General features: G+C 70.6%; 19 protein-coding genes. 12 read left to right on the top strand and 7 right to left on the bottom strand.

Features of this window, described 5'->3' with window-relative positions; genetic code table 11:
• Positions 1-60: 60 nt before the first annotated feature.
• The 3 genes from ACWFRU_RS22450 to ACWFRU_RS22440 are packed head-to-tail and all read right to left on the bottom strand — an operon-like array spanning position 61 to position 2166.
• Positions 61-867 (bottom strand): AIM24 family protein, encoded by an 807-nt coding sequence (locus tag ACWFRU_RS22450; RefSeq protein ID WP_453689980.1) that lies wholly within the window; start codon positions 865-867, stop codon positions 61-63.
• A gap of 8 nt (positions 868-875) precedes the next feature.
• Positions 876-1526, bottom strand: a complete 651-nt coding sequence (locus tag ACWFRU_RS22445) for an AIM24 family protein (protein WP_453689583.1) — start codon at positions 1524-1526, stop codon at positions 876-878.
• 1 nt (position 1527) lies between these two features.
• Complete coding sequence (locus ACWFRU_RS22440) at positions 1528-2166, bottom strand: AIM24 family protein (RefSeq protein WP_451206031.1); 639 nt, start codon at positions 2164-2166, stop codon at positions 1528-1530.
• 190 nt (positions 2167-2356) lie between these two features.
• Here ACWFRU_RS22440 and ACWFRU_RS22435 point away from each other — a divergent pair, with 190 nt between their 5' ends.
• From ACWFRU_RS22435 to ACWFRU_RS22405, 7 genes are all read left to right on the top strand, one after another.
• A complete protein-coding gene (locus ACWFRU_RS22435; protein ID WP_453689581.1) occupies positions 2357-2701 on the top strand; it encodes a DUF3817 domain-containing protein in 345 nt (114 codons plus the stop codon).
• On the top strand, positions 2698-2991 hold the full coding sequence (locus tag ACWFRU_RS22430) for an MTH1187 family thiamine-binding protein (protein WP_160507269.1): 294 nt from the start codon (positions 2698-2700) through the stop codon (positions 2989-2991). Before ACWFRU_RS22435 ends, ACWFRU_RS22430 begins: the two co-directional genes overlap by 4 nt.
• A gap of 169 nt (positions 2992-3160) precedes the next feature.
• Entirely contained in the window at positions 3161-3847 is a 687-nt protein-coding gene (locus ACWFRU_RS22425; protein WP_453689579.1) for a hypothetical protein, read from the top strand.
• Positions 3847-4530, top strand: coding sequence for a DUF4166 domain-containing protein (locus ACWFRU_RS22420; RefSeq protein WP_453689578.1), 684 nt, complete (start codon positions 3847-3849; stop codon positions 4528-4530). The genes ACWFRU_RS22425 and ACWFRU_RS22420 overlap by 1 nt, the downstream gene beginning before the upstream one ends.
• Positions 4527-5159, top strand: a complete 633-nt coding sequence (locus ACWFRU_RS22415) for a TetR/AcrR family transcriptional regulator (RefSeq protein ID WP_453689576.1) — start codon at positions 4527-4529, stop codon at positions 5157-5159. Before ACWFRU_RS22420 ends, ACWFRU_RS22415 begins: the two co-directional genes overlap by 4 nt.
• 398 nt (positions 5160-5557) lie before the next feature.
• Positions 5558-7393, top strand: coding sequence for a glycosyltransferase family 2 protein (locus ACWFRU_RS22410; RefSeq protein ID WP_453689574.1), 1836 nt, complete (start codon positions 5558-5560; stop codon positions 7391-7393).
• Between the two features lie 3 nt (positions 7394-7396).
• The gene (locus ACWFRU_RS22405) at positions 7397-9361 is read left to right on the top strand and encodes a galactose oxidase-like domain-containing protein (RefSeq protein WP_453689572.1); all 1965 of its coding nucleotides are present in this window, start codon (positions 7397-7399) and stop codon (positions 9359-9361) included.
• A 15-nt stretch (positions 9362-9376) separates the two neighbouring features.
• Here ACWFRU_RS22405 and ACWFRU_RS22400 read toward each other — a convergent pair whose 3' ends face one another.
• Both ACWFRU_RS22400 and ACWFRU_RS22395 read right to left on the bottom strand, forming a co-directional pair.
• Entirely contained in the window at positions 9377-10408 is a 1032-nt protein-coding gene (locus ACWFRU_RS22400; RefSeq protein WP_453689570.1) for a glycoside hydrolase family 6 protein, read from the bottom strand.
• Positions 10409-10510: 102 nt separating this feature from the next.
• Positions 10511-11497 carry a DUF5937 family protein gene (locus tag ACWFRU_RS22395; RefSeq protein ID WP_453689568.1) on the bottom strand — a complete coding sequence of 329 codons (987 nt, stop codon included), beginning with the start codon at positions 11495-11497 and terminating at the stop codon, positions 10511-10513.
• A 72-nt stretch (positions 11498-11569) separates the two neighbouring features.
• Between ACWFRU_RS22395 and ACWFRU_RS22390 the strand changes: the two genes are divergently transcribed.
• The 5 genes from ACWFRU_RS22390 (at position 11570) to ACWFRU_RS22370 (ending at position 16882) form a co-directional block, all read left to right on the top strand.
• The gene (locus ACWFRU_RS22390) at positions 11570-12898 is read left to right on the top strand and encodes an MFS transporter (protein ID WP_453689566.1); all 1329 of its coding nucleotides are present in this window, start codon (positions 11570-11572) and stop codon (positions 12896-12898) included.
• Between the two features lie 10 nt (positions 12899-12908).
• On the top strand, positions 12909-13418 hold the full coding sequence (locus ACWFRU_RS22385; protein WP_363308244.1) for a MarR family winged helix-turn-helix transcriptional regulator: 510 nt from the start codon (positions 12909-12911) through the stop codon (positions 13416-13418).
• A 68-nt stretch (positions 13419-13486) separates the two neighbouring features.
• Entirely contained in the window at positions 13487-13819 is a 333-nt protein-coding gene (locus ACWFRU_RS22380) for a DUF3817 domain-containing protein (RefSeq protein ID WP_363209331.1), read from the top strand.
• Positions 13820-13904: 85 nt separating this feature from the next.
• A complete protein-coding gene (locus ACWFRU_RS22375) occupies positions 13905-15605 on the top strand; it encodes an acyl-CoA mutase large subunit family protein (protein ID WP_453689563.1) in 1701 nt (566 codons plus the stop codon).
• Positions 15606-15793: 188 nt separating this feature from the next.
• On the top strand, positions 15794-16882 hold the full coding sequence (locus ACWFRU_RS22370) for an alpha/beta fold hydrolase (protein ID WP_453689561.1): 1089 nt from the start codon (positions 15794-15796) through the stop codon (positions 16880-16882).
• On the opposite strand, the gene ACWFRU_RS22365 is transcribed toward ACWFRU_RS22370, so the two are convergent.
• Both ACWFRU_RS22365 and ACWFRU_RS22360 read right to left on the bottom strand, forming a co-directional pair.
• Complete coding sequence (locus tag ACWFRU_RS22365; RefSeq protein ID WP_453689560.1) at positions 16879-18258, bottom strand: sensor histidine kinase; 1380 nt, start codon at positions 18256-18258, stop codon at positions 16879-16881. The two genes, ACWFRU_RS22370 and ACWFRU_RS22365, sit on opposite strands and share 4 nt — an antisense overlap.
• A complete protein-coding gene (locus tag ACWFRU_RS22360) occupies positions 18255-18995 on the bottom strand; it encodes a response regulator transcription factor (protein WP_453689558.1) in 741 nt (246 codons plus the stop codon). The genes ACWFRU_RS22365 and ACWFRU_RS22360 overlap by 4 nt, the downstream gene beginning before the upstream one ends.
• Positions 18996-19036: the final 41 nt, after the last annotated feature.

The following is a 19036-nucleotide window of genomic DNA, read 5'->3' as shown; positions in this document are numbered from 1 at the left end:
CTGACCCCCAGTTGTCAGAGGGGCACAGGCGTTCGCCCGTCACACTCCGCAGACTACCGCTCACAGGCCGAAGCGACGCTGGAGGTCCCCCAGTTGTCCGGGAAGGCGCGGTTGTCCCGGCTGTTGGCCGCCCCGGCCCTGTTGGCCGTGCTGCCCCGGCACACCGTGACCGCCCGGAACGCCCGCCTGCTGCGGCACCGCGCCCGTCGCGTGCTCGGCCATGAGGGCCTCCGAGGACTGCAGAAGCACCGCGCCCGCTCCCACGAACTCGAACTGGTGCTCCTCGCCTGAGGTCCCGCCGATCCCGGTCAGTGCCCGCACGCCCCCGATGACCCCGGTCAGATATCCGTGGTCGTAGTGATGGCAGGGCGAAGGGCAGTCCGCCCAGCCCACGAGGGCCTGCGGATCCACCCGGATCGGCGGCTCCATGAAGACCACCGGGCCGTTCGACGCGGCCACGAACTTTCCGGTTCCGATCAGGGTCAGAAAGCCCGGAACGATCGATTGCTTCAGCGCGAGAGTTGGCTGAAAAGCGAGGAGGTTGCCCGAGCGAATGGTCAGGTTGCCGTCTTCGAGGTCGTACGAATTCACGTCGAAGGCCCGGTCGGCGAGGAGCATCTTGCCCTGGCCGTCGGCCACCACCCAGTCGCTCGCGTGCAGGGGCGAATGAAAACTCGTGCGCACCAGACGGTCCAGGCGGCCGTGACCGATGCCGTTGAACTCGATCGACCCGTAGTACGCGATCATCTTGCCCTTCTGCAGGAACCACTGGCTCCCCTTGAGCTCCACGCAGAAGGTGTACGCGTTCACGTTGTCGTCGCTCGGGAGCGTCATCGGGTCGAGGGGCGCGGGCGCTCCCGCGGGCATTGAGGGGTTCACAGCTTCTCCTCCGACGCCTGGACGTACACCGCACCGCTCCCTGACAGCTCCAGTTGGAACGCCTCGCCCGAGCCCCGGCCCACCATGTCGCGCCAGCCGAGCGCCGTGGAGAGTTTGTTGCGCACGTCCCCGTGGTGGGCCACATACGCCTGGGGGTCGACATGGACCGGGCGCTGCGGGGTGATCGGGACCTCGATGACACCGCCGTGCGCCATGACGGCGACCGCGCCCTGTCCCTTGAGCGTGGTCGTGAAGAGGCCCTGTCCGGTGACCTGGCCGCGGACCATGCCCATGACGCCGCCCTGCGAGCCCATGAACATCGTGCCCTGCTGGAGCGTCCCGTCGAAGGCGAGCAGCCGGTCCGCCTCCACGTACAGGGTGTCTCCGGAGAGGGTGATCACCTGGATGTGGTGGCCGCCGTGCCCGAAGAGGACCGTGCCGTTGCCCTCCACGGTCATCAGGGGCGTCGCTTCGTTGGCGACCCGGCGCCCGATCATGGAGGCCAGGCCGCCCTGGCCGCCCTGGATGTTGGGGGTGAAGGCCACATCTCCCTTGTAGGCGAGCATCGCGCCGCGCTGGCTGAACAGCCGCTGGCCCGGCAGGACGGTCGCCTCGACCATCTTCGAGTTGATCTCCCTGAAGGGCATGTCAGACGTCCCCCGCGATCGTCGTCCGCTCGCTGGGCTGGACATAGACGAGCCCCTCGCCCTCGAAGCGGATCTGGAAGGCCTCGCCGCCGCCCTCGCCCAGCAACGTACGGAAAGTGACGCCCGACTGGAGGTTCTGGCGGAGGTCTCCTTGATGCGCGACATACGCTCCCGGGTCGACCGTCAGGGGAAACTGCCGGCTCACGCGCAGCACCACCGCGGGTCCGTCGGACATGATCGCCGCCTGGCCCGAGCCCTCGACGGTGGTGGTGAACAGGCCGTTGCCCTGGGAGGCGCCGCGGACGCCGGTGAACTGGGTGCCGGTGCGCAGGCCCCCGTCCGTGCACAGGAGATTGCCGGCCTCGACGAAGAGCTTCTCGCCGCGCAGCTGCACGAGGTTGATCTCCGTGGCGCGGTCGGCGAACCAGCACGTGCCGTGCCCCTTCACCTCCATCACCGTCATCTGCTCGCCGGTGACGCGACGGGTCACCATGCCGCGGATGCCCTCGCCACCCCCGGTCATCTTCTTGAAGGCCATCTGGCCGTCGTACGCGACCATCGAGCCGTTCTTCGCCTTGACGGCGTCGCCGGTCATGTCCACGGCGAGCACCCTGCTGCCCTGCAATCGGAACGTTGCCACGTATCGACGGTAGCCGTCGGATATGGGGTCGGAACAGGGCAACGGCCCCTGACGGAACCCGGAGAACACCCCGATGTCACAATGGGGGTCGCTTGTGCGCGCATTCACAAGATCGCCGGTCGCCAGATCGCCGGATCGATGCCGTCGAGCGGCCCCGCCCCTCGCTCCCGCCTCACACCGAAGGTGATCCGTGGACATCAAGACCGCTTCCGCACTCCGCCGCCTCCGTCTGGTCTCGGCCCCCGAGGCCGTCTCCTTCCTGCTGCTGATCGTCTGCTCGGTGCTGAAGCGGACCACGGAGTTCAACGCCGTGCCGGTGATGGGCATGGTCCACGGCCTGCTCTTCGTGCTGTACGTGCTGTTCTGGCTCGACGCCTGGAACCGCACGAAGTGGGACCTGAAGACGGCCGCCCTCTACTTCGTCCTCTCCGTGCTGCCGGCCGGCGGCTTCTTCGCCGAGCGCAGGCTCAAGCGTGAGGCCGAGGCCGCCGTGATCGCGTCGCGCGCCCGCCGCGAAGGCGTCGTGAGCGCATGATCGTCGCCTTCTCCGTGACCCCGCTGGGCGTCGGCGAGGACGTGGGCGAGTACGTCGCCGACGCGGTCCGCGTCGTACGCGAGTCCGGTCTGCCCAACCGGACCGACGCGATGTTCACCTCGGTCGAAGGTGAGTGGGACGAGGTGATGGACGTCGTCAAGCGCGCCGTCGCGGCGGTCGAGGCGCGGGCGCCGCGTGTCTCCGTCGTCATGAAGGCGGACATCCGTCCCGGGGTGACGGACGGGATGACGTCGAAGGTCGAGACGGTGGAGCGACACCTCTCCGCGTAGTCGCCTGCCCCCAGTGTCGTAAGAGAAGCCCTCGCCGCCGGTCGGCGAGGGCTTCTCTTTGTCCGCGGACTTGAGCGACCGCTCAAAAATCCCTATGGTCATCTCGAGCAGTCTTGAGCGGTTGCTCAAAAACGCACTGACCTGGGGGAACTCCGTGAGACCGTCGAGCTTGTACGTCGAAGCACACATAGACGCCGACCTCGACGAACTCTGGGCGCGCACCCAGGAGCCGTCCCAGCACCAGCGCTGGGACCTCCGCTTCACCGAGATCGACTACCTGCCGCAGGCCCCGGGCGAGCCGCGGCGCTTCCGGTACGGCACGCGCGTACTGCCCTTCCTGACCGTCGCGGGCACCGGGATCTCCGCGGGTGAGAAGCGCAGGGCGGACGGCACCAGGACATCCGCCCTGCGCTTCGCCTCACCGCACCCGCTGTCGCTCCTCCGGGAGGGCTCGGGCTACTGGCGTTACGTCCCCGTCCCCGACGGCGGCATCCGCTTCCTCACCGGCTACGACTACCGGCCGCGCTGGGGCCGCTTCGGCGCGCTCGCCGACCGGGCCGTCTTCCGCCCCCTGATGGGCTGGGCCACGGCCTGGTCCTTCGACCGGCTCCGGCTCTGGCTGGAGCGCGGGATCACCCCCGAGCGCCAACTGCTGCACGCACTGGCCGAGGTGGGGGTGCGCGTCGGGTGCGTGGCCACGGCCGCCGTCGCCGCGCCGATGGTGGCGCCCGCGGTCCTCGCGCTCGCCTTCGTCCTGCCGCCCCTGCCGACGACACCTGCGGCGCGCCGCTGCCTCCGTGTTCCACCGCCACGCACGCGTGCCCCGCGTGTTCTCGCGACCCTCCAGGAGAAGTGATGCCGGCATCGATCTTCCGTACGGTGATGGGCGCCGACTTCGACCGGCTGCACCCGCAGTTGCGACGCCGCTTCTCCGTGGGCCTGGCGAGCGGCGAGGCGTGCACGGGGCGGGGCGTGATGGACCGCATCTGGCACGGCGGAGGCTTCGTGAAGCCGTTCCTGGCCCTCGGCGGCACGCGCAACATCCTCGTCCCCCGCGCGGGCCGCCACGTGCCCTTCACCATCGAGAACGTGCCGTACGTCGACACCTTCGGCCGTGAGACGGTGAGCTTCGTGCGCACCTTCGATCTGCCAGGACGCTCCCGCCGCTTCGACGCCCAGATGGTCCTCGGCCCCAAAGGCGACCGGATTCTCGACTACCTGGGCACTCATCAGCACCTCGCGAGCGACCTCCACCTCCGGGCCGAGCCGGACGGCTCCCTGTTGATCCGCTCCGGGGAGCACCGCTTCCGGGAGGGTCCGGTGGATGTCCGCGTCCCGGGACTGATCGGCGGTGACGCGGAGGTGCGGGAGTCCTACGACGACTCCACGGGGCGCTTCCGTATCCAGGTCAGGGTGGTGAACCGGCACTTCGGGCCGCTCTTCGGGTACGAGGGTTCCTTCACGGCGGCGTACGCGGATGTCCGCAGCTGCGGTGTGCGGCCGGGGTTGCGGCCCCTGCGCGAGGAGGCGAGGGCGTGAGCGCCGACACGAAGGAGAAGCTCCTCGACGGGGCGCTGCGCACGTTGACGGAGCAGGGCATCGCGAAGACGTCCGCGCGGACGATCGCGGCTGCCGCCGGGGTCAATCAGGCGCTGGTCTTCTACCACTTCGGGTCCGTCGACGAGCTGTTGGCCGCGGCCTGCCGCCATGGGTCGGAGCAGCGGGTCTCGCGTTACCGGGAGCGGCTCGACGCGGTGTCCTCGCTGGCCGAACTCCTCGAATTCGGCCGTGAGATGCACGAGGAGGAGAGGGCCGCGGGGCATGTCGCGGTCCTCGGCCAGCTTCTGGCGGGGGCCCAGACGCAGCCTCGCCTCGCCCCCGCGACGGCGGCGGGTCTCGCCCTCTGGATCGAGGAGATCGAGAAGGTCCTGGTCCGGGTCCTCTCGGCGACGCCGCTGGGGGAGTTCGCTGACCCCGTGGGTCTCGCGCGGGCGGTGGCCGCGTCCTTCGTGGGGATAGAGCTGTACGAGGGGGTGGACGCGGCGGGGGCGGAAAGGGCGCTGGACGCTCTGGAGCAGTTGTCCGTCCTGGTGACGGCTGTAGAGGAGTTGGGGCCGATTGCTCAGCGGGCCATGCGGAGTCGCCTACGGCGGGTTTCGCGGTCCTGAGCTGAGCCCCCTGCGGTGGCGGGCTTCCAAGGGACCTTTCCCACCCACCCGCCCGATTGCCCCGCAGTTACCTCTGGCCGAACGAGCCTTTCCCGCCCACCCGCCCGATTGCCCCGGGTGTCCGGGGTGGGTGGGCGTGCGTGATCGGGTGGGTGGGGAACACGTGCGCGTTCGGACGCCCAGTCGCGAGGCCCGGTCGGTGCTCGGACGGAGCAACCCCGTTCGGCCCCTGCCCCAAGGTCTTTCGGCCCGCAACCCCGGCCGAACCGCTCACCGTAAGACCGCTCGCACGGACGCGTCCGGTTCGACACGCCGGGGAAACTCCACTTTTGTGTGGTTATCGGCTCGTTCGCACCTGAACCTGCCAGAGCCAGATCACCCACGACCTGGAGGGCGCTGTGCGGCCGGAGGGCTACGACTACGACACCCACAGCACACTCGCCGGACCGCTCACGGAGCCGGACGGCGAAGGCAGCGGCAGCGGCGAAGGGGGTCGCTATCGGGTGCGGTACAACAAGCTTCTCTCCAGCGAGCCCCACCGAATACGAGCCGTCCTCCTGATGACGCTCGCCCCCGTCCTCACCGGCCTCCTCCTCGTCTACCTCGTGTGGCCGAGTCACTGGACGGAACGCGAGGGCGCCGACAGCTGGCTCATCGGGCTCGACATCACGATGCTCGTGGCCATCGGCCTGATCGAGCTCTTCATGCTCGTCAACGTCGTGTCCATCGCCCACGCGACCCTGGTGGCGAGGGACCCGGTCCCGGTCACCCCCGAACCCGGCACCCGCGTCGCGTTCCTCACGACGTACGTCCCGGGCAAGGAACCCCTCGGCATGGTCCGCGCCACCCTTGAGGGCGCGAAGGGCATACACCACACCGGCCCTCTCGACGTGTGGCTCCTGGACGAGGGTGACGACGAGGACGCCAAGGCCCTGTGCGCCGAACTCGACGTACGTCACTTCACCCGTAAGGGCGTGCCCGAGTGGAACCGCGCGAAGGGCGTCCACAAGGCCCGCACCAAGCACGGCAACTACAACGCCTGGCTCGCGATGCACGGCGGCGACTACGACTTCTTCGCCTCCGTGGACACCGACCACGTGCCGCTCCCCAACTTCCTGGAACGGATGATGGGCTACTTCCGGGACGAGGACGTCGCGTTCGTCGTCGGACCCCAGGTGTACGGGAACTACGACTCGCCCGTCACCAAGGCCGCCGAATCCCAGCAGTTCCTCTTCCACGCCCTGATCCAGCGCGCCGGCAACCGCTACCGCGCGCCCATGTTCGTCGGCACCAACAACGTCGTACGCATCCAGGCGCTGCGCCAGGTCGGCGGCCTGTACGACTCCATCACCGAGGACATGGCCACCGGCTTCGAGCTGCACCGGCACAAGAACCCGCTCACCAAGCGGCACTGGCGGTCGGTCTACACCCCGGACGTGCTCGCCGTCGGCGAGGGGCCCGCCTCCTGGACGGACTTCTTCACCCAGCAGATGCGCTGGTCGCGCGGGACGTACGAGACGCTGTTCAAGCAGTACTGGAAGGCACCGTTCACGATGCCGCCCGGCCGCCTCTTCTCGTACACGATGATGCTCGTCTACTACCCCATGACGGCGGTCAACTGGCTGCTCGGCGTGCTGAGCTGCGTCCTCTTCCTCTGGTTCGGCGCGTCCGGGACGCAGGTCGCCGCCTCCGTCTGGCTGATGCTCTACAGCGACGCGGCCGCCCTCCAGGTGGGGCTCTATCTGTGGAACCGACGCCACAACGTCTCCCCGCACGAACCGGCCGGCTCCGGAGGACTCGCCGGAATGGGGATGTCGGCGCTCTCCGCCCCCATCTACGCCAAGTCGCTCGGCGCCGCCGTCGTGCGCCGCCCCAGCCGCTTCGTGGTCACCCCCAAGGGCGGCGACGCGAGCCCCGACCGGCTGCTCACCTTCCGCATCCACCTCTTCTGGGCGGCGGTGCTCACCAGCTCACTGGTCGCCTCCTTCGTGCTCGGCCACACCCACGCGGCGATGCGCACCTGGGCCGTCCTGGCCCTGGTCATCTCGCTGGCCCCCGTCACGATCTGGGGCTTCACGCTGCTCAAGGAGCGCAGGGCGAACGAGGGGCGCAAGGAGGCCCGCGCGCGGGCGCGGCAGCGCGGCAGGCAGGACGCGGAAGGCATCGCCACCGCGGCCGCGGACGGCGAGCCGGAGCCGGCGTTCGCCACCGGTACCACGACAGGAGGGAACTGACCCATGGCATACCGGCCCTCTCAGCGGACGAAGAAGACACTCCTGGGTGTCGGGGCGGGCGCGCTGCTCGTCGGGCTCAACGCACCGGCGGCGCTCTCGTTCGCCGAGAAGCAGTACTACGAGTACAAGATCGCCCAGCCCGGCTACAAGGCCAAGTACGGCTCCTGGAAGCAGATCGGCATCCCCGAGGAGTTCCGCACCAACGCCATCCACGCCGCGCTCCTGCACACCGGCAAGGTCCTGATCGTCGCGGGCTCCGGGAACGAGCAGAAGAAGTTCGACAAGGGCGCCTTCGACACGATCCTCTGGGACCCGAGGAACGACACCTTCAAGAAGGTCAGGACCCCGGAGGACTTCTTCTGCGCGGGCCACGCCCAACTCCCGGACGGCCGCCTCCTGGTGGCGGGCGGCACGGCGCGCTACGAACTCCTCGACGGCGAGATCAACCGGGCCGGCGGCGGCATGCGCGTCAAGAACGAGAACCCCGACAAGCCCATCGTCCTCAAGAAGGGCACCCGTTTCCGCTCGCCGTCGGGCGTCGAGTACGTGAGCAAGTTCGACGTCAAGGTCCCCAAGGCCAAGCGGGACTACGAGATCACGTACACCAAGTCCGGTGTGATGAAGCCCTGGAAGACGACGGTCAAGGCCAGCGAGGCGCGCGTCTTCGTCGAGGCGGCCAGGGAGGGCGAGGAGTTCGCCACGCAGAAGGCGGCGCAGTACGAGATCGAGGGCCTCACCGGCAAGGAGGCCGACAACGCGTACGGGATCGCCGAGAAGATCACCATGGACAAGCAGGACTTCCAGGGGATCAAGGCGGCCTACGAGTTCGACCCGAAGGCCGAGAAGTACGTCCCGGTGGAGCCGATGGAGAAGGCCCGCTGGTACCCCACGCTCGTCGGTCTCGACGACGGCAAGGTGCTCGCGGTCTCCGGCCTCGACGACGTGGGCCAGATCGACCCGGGCGACAACGAGATCTACGACCCGAAGACGAAGAAGTGGACCAACGGCCCCAAGCGCTACTTCCCGACCTACCCGGCGCTCTTCCTCACCAAGGGAGGCAAGCTCTTCTACCCGGCGTCGAACGCGGGCTACGGCCCCGCCGACAAGGGCCGTGACCCGGGCCTCTGGGACCTGAAGACCAACAAGTTCGAGAAGATCCCCGGCCTCGTCGACCTCGACCAGACCGAGACGTCCGCGTCCCTCCTGCTGCCCCCGGCGCAGGACCAGAAGGTGATGATCCTGGGCGGCGGAGGCGTCGGCGAGTCCGACAAGGCGACCCGGCGCACGGCCGTGGTGGACCTCAAGGAGAAGCGCCCCTCCTTCCGGACGGGCCCCGAACTCCCGCAGGGCACGCGCTACTTGAACAGCGTGATCCTGCCGGACGACTCGGTCTTCACGGCCAACGGCTCCAAGGACTACCGGGGGCGCGGGGCGAGCAACATCCTCAAGGCGCAGTTCTACGACCCCAAAACGAACAGCTTCCGCGAGGCCGCGTCCCCCAAGGTGGGCCGCAACTACCACTCCGAGGCGCTGCTCCTGCCCGACGGACGGGTCGTCACCTTCGGCTCCGACCCGCTCTACGACAACCAGCAGAACACCAAGCTCGGCCACTTCGAGCAGCGCATGGAGGTCTTCACGCCGCCCGCGCTGCACAAGGCGGGCGACAACCGCCCGGTCCTCGGCGAGGGCCCGGAGGAACTGGCGGCGGACGGCCGCGCGACGTTCCGCACGAAGAGCCCCGGGAAGATCGCCGCGGCCAGGCTGATGCGCCCCAGCGCGGTGACGCACACGACGGACGTCGAGCAGCGCTCGATCGCCCTCGGCCTCACCAAGGGCAAGGGCGAGGTGACGGTGGAGGTGCCCAGGAACGACACCGCGCTGGTGCCGCCGGGCTGGTACATGCTCTTCGTGACGGACCAGGACGGCACGTCGTCAGAGGCGAAGTGGATCCATGTGAGCGGGAAGTAGCCGCGTGGGCCGCGGTCAGGTGGCCTTGGCGTTGCGCGCGAGACCGAGCGCGTAGTCGGGCCACCACTGGCCCGCCGCCGGGCCGCCCCGGCACGGTCCGTCCGAGTCGCCGGGCCGCTTGATCCACAGGACCGCGTCGAGCAGCGCGTCACCGGTCTTGTCCGTGGGCGGGGTGCCGAGCCCGCGCCCCGGCGGGTTGCACCAGGCGTCCTCGCGGTCGCCGGCGAGCGGACCCTTGCCGTTGCGGCTGGTGTCCATCACGAAGTGCTTGCCGCCGACGATCCCCGAGAGACCGCGGCCGTACGCCTTGATGGTCTCGTCGTCCTGGAAGTTCGACACGTTCAGCGAGAAGCCGTCCGCCTGCGCGATCCCCGCCTGCTGGAGCGGCTCGGCGAGCTTGGCCGCCTGGGAGATCCAGCCCGGGTTGCCCGCGTCCAGGTAGACCTTCACCCGCGGCTGCTGCTTGAGCCGCTGGATGGCATCGGAGAGCAGTTGGTAGCGCTCGGCGTGGTACTCGGCGGGGGTGCAGCCGTCCACGATGTGCGGGATCGCGTCCGGCTCCAGGATGACGACGGCCGGCCGGTCGCCGATGGCCCCCGCGAACTCGTCGATCCACTGCCCGTAGAACTCCGGGCTCTGCGCGCCGCCCGCGGAGTGCTGGCCGCAGTCGCGGTGCGGGATGTTGTACGCGACGAGCACGGTGGTGCGGTCCTCTTGCGCGGCGCCGTCGACGGCCGCCTTGATGTCCGGGGCCGGGTCGTCGCCCGCGGGCCACACGGCCATGGGCTGCTCGGAGATCCGCTTGAGCGCGGCGGCGTCCTGGGTGCGGCCCTCCTGCTCCCACTGCCTGACCTGCCGGGCGGCGGGGCTCTGCGGGTCGACCCAGAAGGTGCTCTGTGCGGCCTTCTGGGTGGCCGCGGGGGAGGCGCCGGCCTCGGTGGCCGTCCGCTCCTCGCCCTTCGTGCCGGATTCGGAGGAGCACCCTGCCGTGAGCCCGAGGGCCGTGAGGGCCGTGAGTGCGGTGAACGTGCGGAGCAGCCGGTACATCCAGCCCCCTATGGGCGACGGTGACCGGGCAATCGTTACATAACGGTCCAATCGCCCCTGGTTACGACACCGGGACGGGTGATGACGGCACCGGAGCGGACGTCAGACGCCCCCGCCGGCCGCCAGCGCGATGCCGAGCGGAGTGCGTTCGTAGAGCACCTGGTGTCCGTACCGCCGCGAGACCAGCAGCCCCGCGCCGCGCAGGGCCCCGAGGTGCGCGGAGACGGACGAGGGGGCGAGCCCAAGGCGGTGCGCCAGGGCCGAGGTGGTGGCGGGGTCGTCGAGCGCGGCGAGGACCGAGGCCTTGCCCCGCCCCAGGAGCCGTACGAGTGCTTCGGCGGTGTGCCCGCCCGGCTCGGTCCAGAGCCCGGCGAGCCCGCGCGCGGGGTAGACCAGGGTCGGCTGCCAGGGCGGTTCGTGGCCGCCCACCACGTCGGGCCAGGCGAAGACACTGGGCATCAGGACGAGGCCCTGCCCCGCCAGATGCCGCACGTGGTCGCCCCGCCGGGCGACGGTCAGCGTGCCCGCGTCCCAGGCGAACCGCGGGTCGAGTTCGGCGACCAGCGCGCCGAGGCCGACCTCCGCGAGCCGCCGCGAGTGGAAGGCGACGTCCGCCTCCAGGAGTGCGCGGAGCCTGGGCCAGTCCGGCTCGACCAGGGTGTGCCAGGCGGCCTCCACGGCATCGGCCAACTCCCGTACCGCGCGCACGGGATCGGCGAGCAGCGCGCGCCCCCGCGGGGACTCGGCGGCCCCCGCGGTACAGGCAAGGGCCCGCGCCAGTTCCTGCCGCGCGGCCTCGGGATCGGCCGCGCGCACGGCCGCGATCTCCTCGTCGAAGGAGGCCGCGGGGCCGATGGGCGGCGGGCCGATGAAGTCCGGGGTGTAGCCGCGCACCGGCATCAGGAGCCACAGGGTCTCCAGGTCGAGCCCGGCGCTCGCCCCGCGGATCCGCCGCAGCCACCGCGGGTGGTAGCCGTGCCGTTCGGGCCGTTTCAGGGTGCGCACGGCCTCCTGCGTCTCCCACAGCGGCGACACGGCGAACCGGCACCGCAGAAGGTCGTCGGGCCCGAAGTGCAGCCGGTTCGGCACGCGCCCACCCCCGTGATTCGCCTGGAACCGAAACTCTAGGGCGACGGGCACGCGCGCGTGCAGGGTGCGGGCATGTCCGCAGAGAACCCCACCGTCCCCGAACCCGCCGCTCCCGAACTCGAAGCCCCCGAACCCACCGGATATCTCCGCCTCTTCACCATCCGCGAGTTCCGCGCCGTCTTCCTCGCCCACGCGCTCTCGCTGCTCGGCGTGGTCGTCAGCGAGGTCGCGCTCACCGTGCTGGTGTACGGGCTCACCGGCTCGCCGCTGCTCAGCGCGCTCACCTTCGCCCTGGGGATGCTGCCCTACCTCGTGGGTGGGACGCTGCTGTCCGGGATCGCCGACCGGTATCCGCCGCGCCGGGTGCTCGTGCTGTGCGACGTGGTGTGCGCAGGGTGCGCGGCGCTCATGGCCCTGCCCGCCACGCCCGTCTTCGCCCTGCTGGCGCTGCGGTGCGTCATCGCCCTGGTGTCGCCGGTGTTCAACGGGACGCGGATGGCCACCCTCACCGACATCCTCGGAGACGGTGACCTGTTCATCCTCGGGCGCTCCCTGCTGCGGATCGTCTCGCAGAGTTCCGTGCTCGTCGGGTTCGGGCTCGGCGGCGTCCTGCTCACCGTCGTGCCGCCGCGCGGCGCGCTCCTCATCACCGTCTGTACGTTCGCCGCGTCGGCGCTGCTCCTGCGCTGCGGGACCAGGCGCAGGCCCGCGCGCGGAGGCGGCGGCTCCGCCTTGGTGAAGTACTCGCTCAGCGGCGCCGGACGGGTGCTCGGCGACCGGCGGATCAGGGGGCCGCTGCTCCTCCTCTGGGTGCCGCCGATGTTCATGGTCGCCCCGGAGGCGCTGGCCGCTCCCTACGCCGATCAGATCGGGGTCGGCGTCGCGGGTGTCGGACTCCTGATGTGCGCGCTGCCGGTCGGCACGATCGCCGCCGAGCTGTACGCGGGCTCCGTGCTCTCCGCGACCTCCCGGGCCCGCGTCGCCCTGCCGCTCGCGTCCGTCACGCTGCTGCCGCTCACGGTGTACGTGGTCACGCCGGGCCTCCTGTGGGCGATGCTCGCCCTGGTGCTCGCCGGCTCCGGGTCGGCGTACACGCTGGGCGTCGACCGGTGGTTCGTCGACGCCGTTCCCGAGGAGCTGCGCGGGCGGGCGATGACCGTGCACACGGCGGGGCTCATGACGATCCAGGGAGTCGGGATGGCGCTGGCCGGGCTCGCGGCGGAGTTCTTCGCGGTGAGCACCGTCGTCGCGGCGTCGGGCGTGCTCGGCACGGTCTGCTGCCTCGCCCTGGCGGCCGAGGTCCGCGCCACGCGTCGCGGCGCCGACGGCAAACCCGCCAACCTACGGGAACAGACGACCGAATCGCGAGACGGGGCTGACCACCATGTGACCGGCGGGTAAGGTCTTTGGCGTGCCGAAGCCGCTCAGCCTCCCCTTCGATCCCATCGCCCGCGCCGACGAGCTCTGGAAGCAGCGCTGGGGATCTGTTCCGGCCATGGGGGCGATCACCTCGATCATGCGGGCGCACCAGATCCTGCTCGGCGAGGTCGACGCGGTCGTCAAGCCCTACGGACTGACGTTCGCGCGGTACGAGGCGCTGGTTCTGCTCACGTTCTCGCAAGCCGGTGAGTTGCCGATGTCCAAGATCGGCGAGCGTCTCATGGTCCACCCCACGTCCGTCACCAACACCGTCGACCGCCTGGTCAAGTCCGGTCTCGTCGACAAGCGCCCCAATCCGAACGACGGGCGCGGCACCCTCGCCTCCATCACGGAGAAGGGCCGCGAGGTCGTCGAGGCGGCCACCCGCGAGCTGATGGCCATGGACTTCGGGCTCGGGGTGTACGACGCCGAGGAGTGCGCGGAGATCTTCGCGATGCTGCGGCCGCTGCGGGTCGCCGCCGAGGACTTCGAGGAGCAGTAGAACCCCGGGTTCCGCTCGTGCCGGGGCCGCCCGAAGATCGCGCAAAACGGGCCGATACGCTCGTGGGCATGAAGCGATCCGTGCTGACCCGTTACCGGGTGATGGCCTACGTCACCGCCGTCATGTTGCTCGTGCTGTGCACCTGCATGATTTTCAAGTACGGCTTCGACAAGGGCGAGGGCCTGACGCTGGTCGTCTCGCAGGTCCACGGCGTCCTCTACATCATCTACCTGATCTTCGCCTTCGACCTGGGCTCCAAGGCGAAGTGGCCGTTCGGCAAGCTCCTGTGGGTGCTGGTCTCCGGCACCATCCCGACGGCCGCGTTCTTCGTAGAGCGCAAGGTCGCGCGGGACGTCGAGCCGCTGATCGTCGACGGCTCCCCGGCCACCGCGAAGGCCTAGTCTCACCGCCCGAAGCGCCGCCACGGACATACCCGTGGCGGTGAGCCATCGACATTTACTAGGACGTCCAAGTAAATTCGAGGGTATGGACGCTGACGCCATCGAGGAGGGCCGCCGTCGCTGGCAGGCCCGGTACGACACCGCGAAGAAGCGCGACGCGGATTTCACCACGCTCTCCGGCGACCCGGTCGAGCCGGTCTACGGGCCACGGCCCGGGGACGCCTATGAGGGATTCGAGCGGATCGGATGGCCCGGCGAATACCCCTTCACCCGCGGCCTGCATCCCACCGGCTACCGCGGCCGGACCTGGACCATCCGCCAGTTCGCCGGCTTCGGCAACGCCGAGCAGACGAACGAGCGCTACAAGATGATCCTGGCCGCCGGCGGCGGCGGTCTCTCCGTGGCCTTCGACATGCCGACCCTGATGGGCCGCGACTCCGACGAGCCGCAGTCCCTCGGCGAGGTCGGGCACTGCGGGGTCGCCATCGACTCGGCCGCCGACATGGAGGTCCTGTTCAAGGACATCCCGCTCGGTGACGTCACGACGTCGATGACGATCTCCGGGCCCGCCGTCCCCGTCTTCTGCATGTACCTGGTCGCCGCCGAGCGCCAGGGCGTCGACCCGGGCGTCCTGAACGGCACGCTCCAGACGGACATCTTCAAGGAGTACATCGCGCAGAAGGAGTGGCTCTTCCAGCCCGAGCCGCACCTGCGCCTCATCGGCGACCTGATGGAGCACTGCGCGCGCGACATCCCCGCGTACAAGCCCCTGTCGGTCTCCGGCTATCACATCCGCGAGGCCGGGGCGACGGCCGCGCAGGAGCTCGCGTACACCCTCGCGGACGGCTTCGGGTACGTCGAGCTGGGGCTGAGCCGCGGCATGGACGTGGACGTCTTCGCGCCAGGGCTCAGCTTCTTCTTCGACGCGCACCTGGACTTCTTCGAGGAGATCGCCAAGTTCCGCGCCGCCCGCCGGATCTGGGCCCGCTGGATGCGGGACGTGTACGGCGCGAAGACGGACAAGGCGCAGTGGCTGCGCTTCCACACGCAGACCGCGGGCGTCTCGCTCACCGCGCAGCAGCCCTACAACAACGTCGTACGTACCGCTGTCGAGGCCCTCTCCGCGGTCCTCGGCGGCACGAACTCCCTGCACACGAACGCCCTCGACGAGACCCTGGCGCTGCCGAGCGAGCAGGCCGCCGAGATCGCGCTGCGCACGCAGCAGGTGCTCATGGAGGAGACCGGCGTCGCCAACGTGGCGGACCCGCTGGGCGGCTCCTGGTACGTCGAGCAGCTCACCGACCGCATCGAGGCCGACGCCGAGAAGATCTTCGAGCAGATCAAGGAGCGGGGGCGCCGGGCGCACCCTGATGGGCAGCACCCCATCGGGCCCATCACCTCCGGCATCCTGCGGGGCATCGAGGACGGCTGGTTCACCGGGGAGATCGCCGAGTCGGCGTTCCAGTACCAGCAGTCCCTGGAGAAGGGCGACAAGCGTGTCGTGGGCGTGAATGTCCACCATGGTTCCGTCACCGGTGACCTGGAGATCCTGCGGGTCTCTCACGAGGTGGAGCGGGAGCAGGTCAAGGTGCTGGGGGCTCGGCGCTCGGCGCGGGACGAGGTTCGGGTGCGGGCCTCGCTCGACGCGATGCTTGCCGCTGCGCGGGGCGGGGAGAACATGATCCCGCCCATGCTGGAGGCGGTCCGTGCGGAGGCCACCCTCGGGGAGATCTGTGGCGTTCTGCGGGACGAGTGGGGGATTTACACCGAGCCGCCGGGGTTCTAGTTCGGGTCGCTTGGAGTGCGTGGGGATCTGCGGGCGCGTTGTGGCTGGTCGCGCAGTTCCCTGCGCCCCTTTCAGGGCCTCTTCGGGGCCCAGGGAATCCGGCGGAAACTCGTGGGTGTCAGATGCGCGCGGCTGGGTAGGCGCCGCCCGTCCACCCGCCCTGCCCCTGGAGTCACCCTGTGTCACCCGTGAGCCTGCCCGGTCCCACCCGTACCGCCGTGATCGCCATCGGAGCGGCGACGCTCACGCTGCTCGGTGCGCTGACGGTGTACGGCTCCGGAGAGGTGAGCGCGAGTCCGCCCGCCGAGCCGAAGGTCCAGGACACCTTCGACTCGCTGGGCCCCGACGTGCACGCGGCGAAGCTCTCGAACGGCCGGACGGCTCACTACTCCGACACCGGGAACAAGAAGGGCAAGCCCGTCCTGTTCATAGGCGGCACCGGCACCAGCGCCCGCGCGGCGCACATGACGGACTTCTTCCGCACCACCCGCGAGGACCTGGGGCTGCGCCTCATCTCCGTCGAGCGCAACGGCTTCGGCGACACGGAGTACGACGAGAAGCTCGGCAAGGCCGACTTCGCCGACGACACCCTCGAAGTCCTCGACAAGCTCGGCGTGGACGACGTGAGCGTGATCGCGATCTCCGGCGGCGGCCCGTACGCCGCGGAGCTCGCCGGGCGCGCGCCCGAGCGCGTGTCGGCCCTGCACCTCGCGGCCGCCCTGCCGCCGTACGGCGCGAAGCCCGCGTACTGCTCGATGTCCGACGACGAGCTCGCCGCCACGGTGAAGGACTCCATCAGGGACCCGCGCAAGTGGTGGGCGTTCCCCGACGACAGCCCCGTGAAGTCGATACCGGGCTTCGCCGACACGGCGTACGAGGAAGGCGCGCGCACCTACAACCAGCGCGGTCAGCAGGCGGACCCCGCGCCGCAGGTGCACGAGCAGAAGCTGTACTGCGGGCGCCCGGGACCGGACCTGAAGAAGCTCGACGCCCCCGTCTACCTCTACGGCGGCAAGAAGGACACGACCGTGCCGCCGGCCACCCTCAAGACCTGGCAGGACGAGCTGCCGGGCAAGGCGAAGGTGCGGACGTACGCGGACTCCGGGCACGACGTGCAGTACCGCCACTGGGACCAGATCCTGGTCGACCTCGCGGGACACGGTGACCGCACGGTCATCTGCCGCGGCAAGACCACGCGCGTCATCCCCGCCGGAGAAGCGGACCGCCTCCTCGCGAAGGGCCGTGCCGAGCTCGGCAGCTGCGCCTGGAAGAACTAGAGCGTCAGCCTGAACAGCGCGCCGCCGCCCGGCGCCCTCTCCGCCGAGAGTTCCGCCCCGTGCGCGTGGGCGATCTGGCGGGCCATCGCGAGACCCAGGCCCGAGCCCGGCAGGGCGCGGGCCTTCTCGGCGCGGTAGAAGCGGTCGAAGACGTACGGCAGGTCCTCCTCCGCGATGCCGGGACCGTGGTCGCGGACCGTCAGGGCCGCGGGGGAGAGGGAGACCTCCACGGGCGTGCCCGGCGGGCTGAACTTGGCCGCGTTGTCCAGGAGGTTGGTGACGAGGCGGGACAGGCGCGCCGGAACGCCGGGGATGCTCACGCCGTCGGCCTCCGGCGTCACGTGCAGGGTGAACGGCACCTGCGGCCAGTGGCCGCGCGCCGCGTCCACGACATGCGTGATCAGGGGAGCGAGCCGCACCTCCTCCAGGAGGGGCTGCGGCTCCTCGTCGCGTGCCAGCTCGATCAGGTCGTTGACCATGCCGGTGACCTCGCGGAGCTGCCGGGCGAGCGCGCCGGAGGCCCGTTCGCGCTGCGCTTCGGTCAACCGGTCGGCGCGGGCGAGGAGTTCGGCGTTGGTGCGCAGCGCGGTCAGCGGCGTCCGCAGCTCGTGCGAGGCGTCGGCGACCAGTCGGCGGCGCGCGGTGACCGACTCCTCCAGCTCGGCCAGCATCGCGTTGAACGAGGCGGCGAGCCGGGTCACCTCGTCCTCACGGCCCGGCGGCCCCGGCGGCAGCTCGATGCGGTGGCGGGCGTCACGCGTCGCCGCGATGCGCTCGGCCGTGGCGGTGAGGCGGGCGACCGGGGCGAGGCCGGTGCGCGAGACCCAGTAGCCGCCGAGCCCCGACAGGAGCACTCCGGCGCCGCCCACCGCGGAGAGCAGCCCGGCGGCCTGCCGCACCCCGCGCTCGGCGATGTCGGCGCGCAGGGCGACCTGGACGGCGCTGCCCGTGCCGTAGTTGGTCGTATACATCCGCGTCGGTCTCCCGTACAGCGTCAGACTCGTGTAGTACGGGGCCGCCTGGCCGCGCGCGACCTTCCTGGTGGAGTCGGTGACCGGCAGCAGATACGGCTTCGAGGGGTCCTTCGCGGGGTCGGCGGGGACGATCTGGGAGCAGGCGGGGGCGCCGGGGTAGCGGCACTCGCCCGCCACGACGCCCGGCTCGGCGTCGTACTCCCGCTGCTGGGCGATGAGGGTCGCCGACTGGGTGAGGTTCTGGTCGAGCTGCTGGTAGAGCTTGTAGCGGATGACGAGGAACGCGGCCACGCACACCCCGACCGCGACCAGCGCGACGGCCGCCGCCGCGGCGAGCGCGAGCCGGGTGCGCAGCGGGCGCCTGCGCCGCCACTGCGCGCCGAGCCTGCGCCGGGCGCTCACGGACTGCCCAGCCGGTAGCCGACGCCGTGCACGGTGTGCACGAGCCGCGGTTCGCCGCCCGACTCCAGCTTGCGGCGCAGGTAACCGACGTACACGGCGAGGGAGTTGGAGTCGGGGCCGAAGTCGCGCCCCCAGACCGACTCCTGGATGAGTTCGCGCGGAAGGACCTGCCCGGCGTTGCGCAGGAGCAGTTCGAGCAGGGCGGCCTCGGTGCGGCTGAACTCGACCGTGCGGTGGCCGCGGCGGCCGGTGCGGGTCGACGGATCGAGCACGAGGTCGCCGTACGTGAGGTCGTCGCCCTCGGCGGTGGAGTGCGGCTCGGGGGCCGCGCGGCGCAGGAGGGCGCGGACGCGGGCGACGAGCTCGTCCAGGGCGAAGGGCTTCACCAGGTAGTCGTCGGCGCCCGCGTCGAGACCGTCGACGCGTTCGCTCACCGAGCCGAGCGCGGTGAGGACGAGGACGGGGGTGCGGTCGCCGAGGGCGCGCATCTGACGGCAGACGGCGAGGCCGTCGAGGACGGGCATCATCACGTCGAGGACCACGAGGTCCGGCTCCCAGCGGGCCACCGCCGAGAGCGCGCGCTGTCCGTCCGGGGCGCCGCGCACCAGGTGGCCCTCGACGGTGAGGCCGTCCTCCACCGCCGCGCGGACCTCGGGGTCGTCGTCGACCACGAGGATCTTGGCGGGCGGCGGGCCGCCGCCGGTCACGGGGGGGCCCGGCCTGCTCGTGAAGCTCATGGACCCAAGGTGCCAAACGCGGCTCTTAAAACCCTCTTAGA

The organism is Streptomyces sp. NPDC055099 (assembly GCF_053607685.1).
The sequence above is the reverse complement of the archived record's forward strand: the minus strand, read 5'-3'. Positions and strand labels throughout refer to the sequence as shown.

Excerpts from the sequence above, each read along its gene's own strand:
- ACWFRU_RS22400 (WP_453689570.1), bottom strand. The coding sequence starts at position 10,408 with ATGTACCGGCTGCTCCGCACGTTCACCGCACTCACGGCCCTCACGGCC.
- ACWFRU_RS22445 (WP_453689583.1), bottom strand. The coding sequence starts at position 1,526 with ATGCCCTTCAGGGAGATCAACTCGAAGATGGTCGAGGCGACCGTCCTG.
- ACWFRU_RS22405 (WP_453689572.1), top strand. The coding sequence starts at position 7,397 with ATGGCATACCGGCCCTCTCAGCGGACGAAGAAGACACTCCTGGGTGTC.
- ACWFRU_RS22430 (WP_160507269.1), top strand. The coding sequence starts at position 2,698 with ATGATCGTCGCCTTCTCCGTGACCCCGCTGGGCGTCGGCGAGGACGTG.
- ACWFRU_RS22360 (WP_453689558.1), bottom strand. The coding sequence starts at position 18,995 with ATGAGCTTCACGAGCAGGCCGGGCCCCCCCGTGACCGGCGGCGGCCCG.
- ACWFRU_RS22420 (WP_453689578.1), top strand. The coding sequence starts at position 3,847 with ATGCCGGCATCGATCTTCCGTACGGTGATGGGCGCCGACTTCGACCGG.
- ACWFRU_RS22375 (WP_453689563.1), top strand. The coding sequence starts at position 13,905 with ATGGACGCTGACGCCATCGAGGAGGGCCGCCGTCGCTGGCAGGCCCGG.
- ACWFRU_RS22450 (WP_453689980.1), bottom strand. The coding sequence starts at position 867 with ATGCCCGCGGGAGCGCCCGCGCCCCTCGACCCGATGACGCTCCCGAGC.
- ACWFRU_RS22380 (WP_363209331.1), top strand. The coding sequence starts at position 13,487 with ATGAAGCGATCCGTGCTGACCCGTTACCGGGTGATGGCCTACGTCACC.
- ACWFRU_RS22390 (WP_453689566.1), top strand. The coding sequence starts at position 11,570 with ATGTCCGCAGAGAACCCCACCGTCCCCGAACCCGCCGCTCCCGAACTC.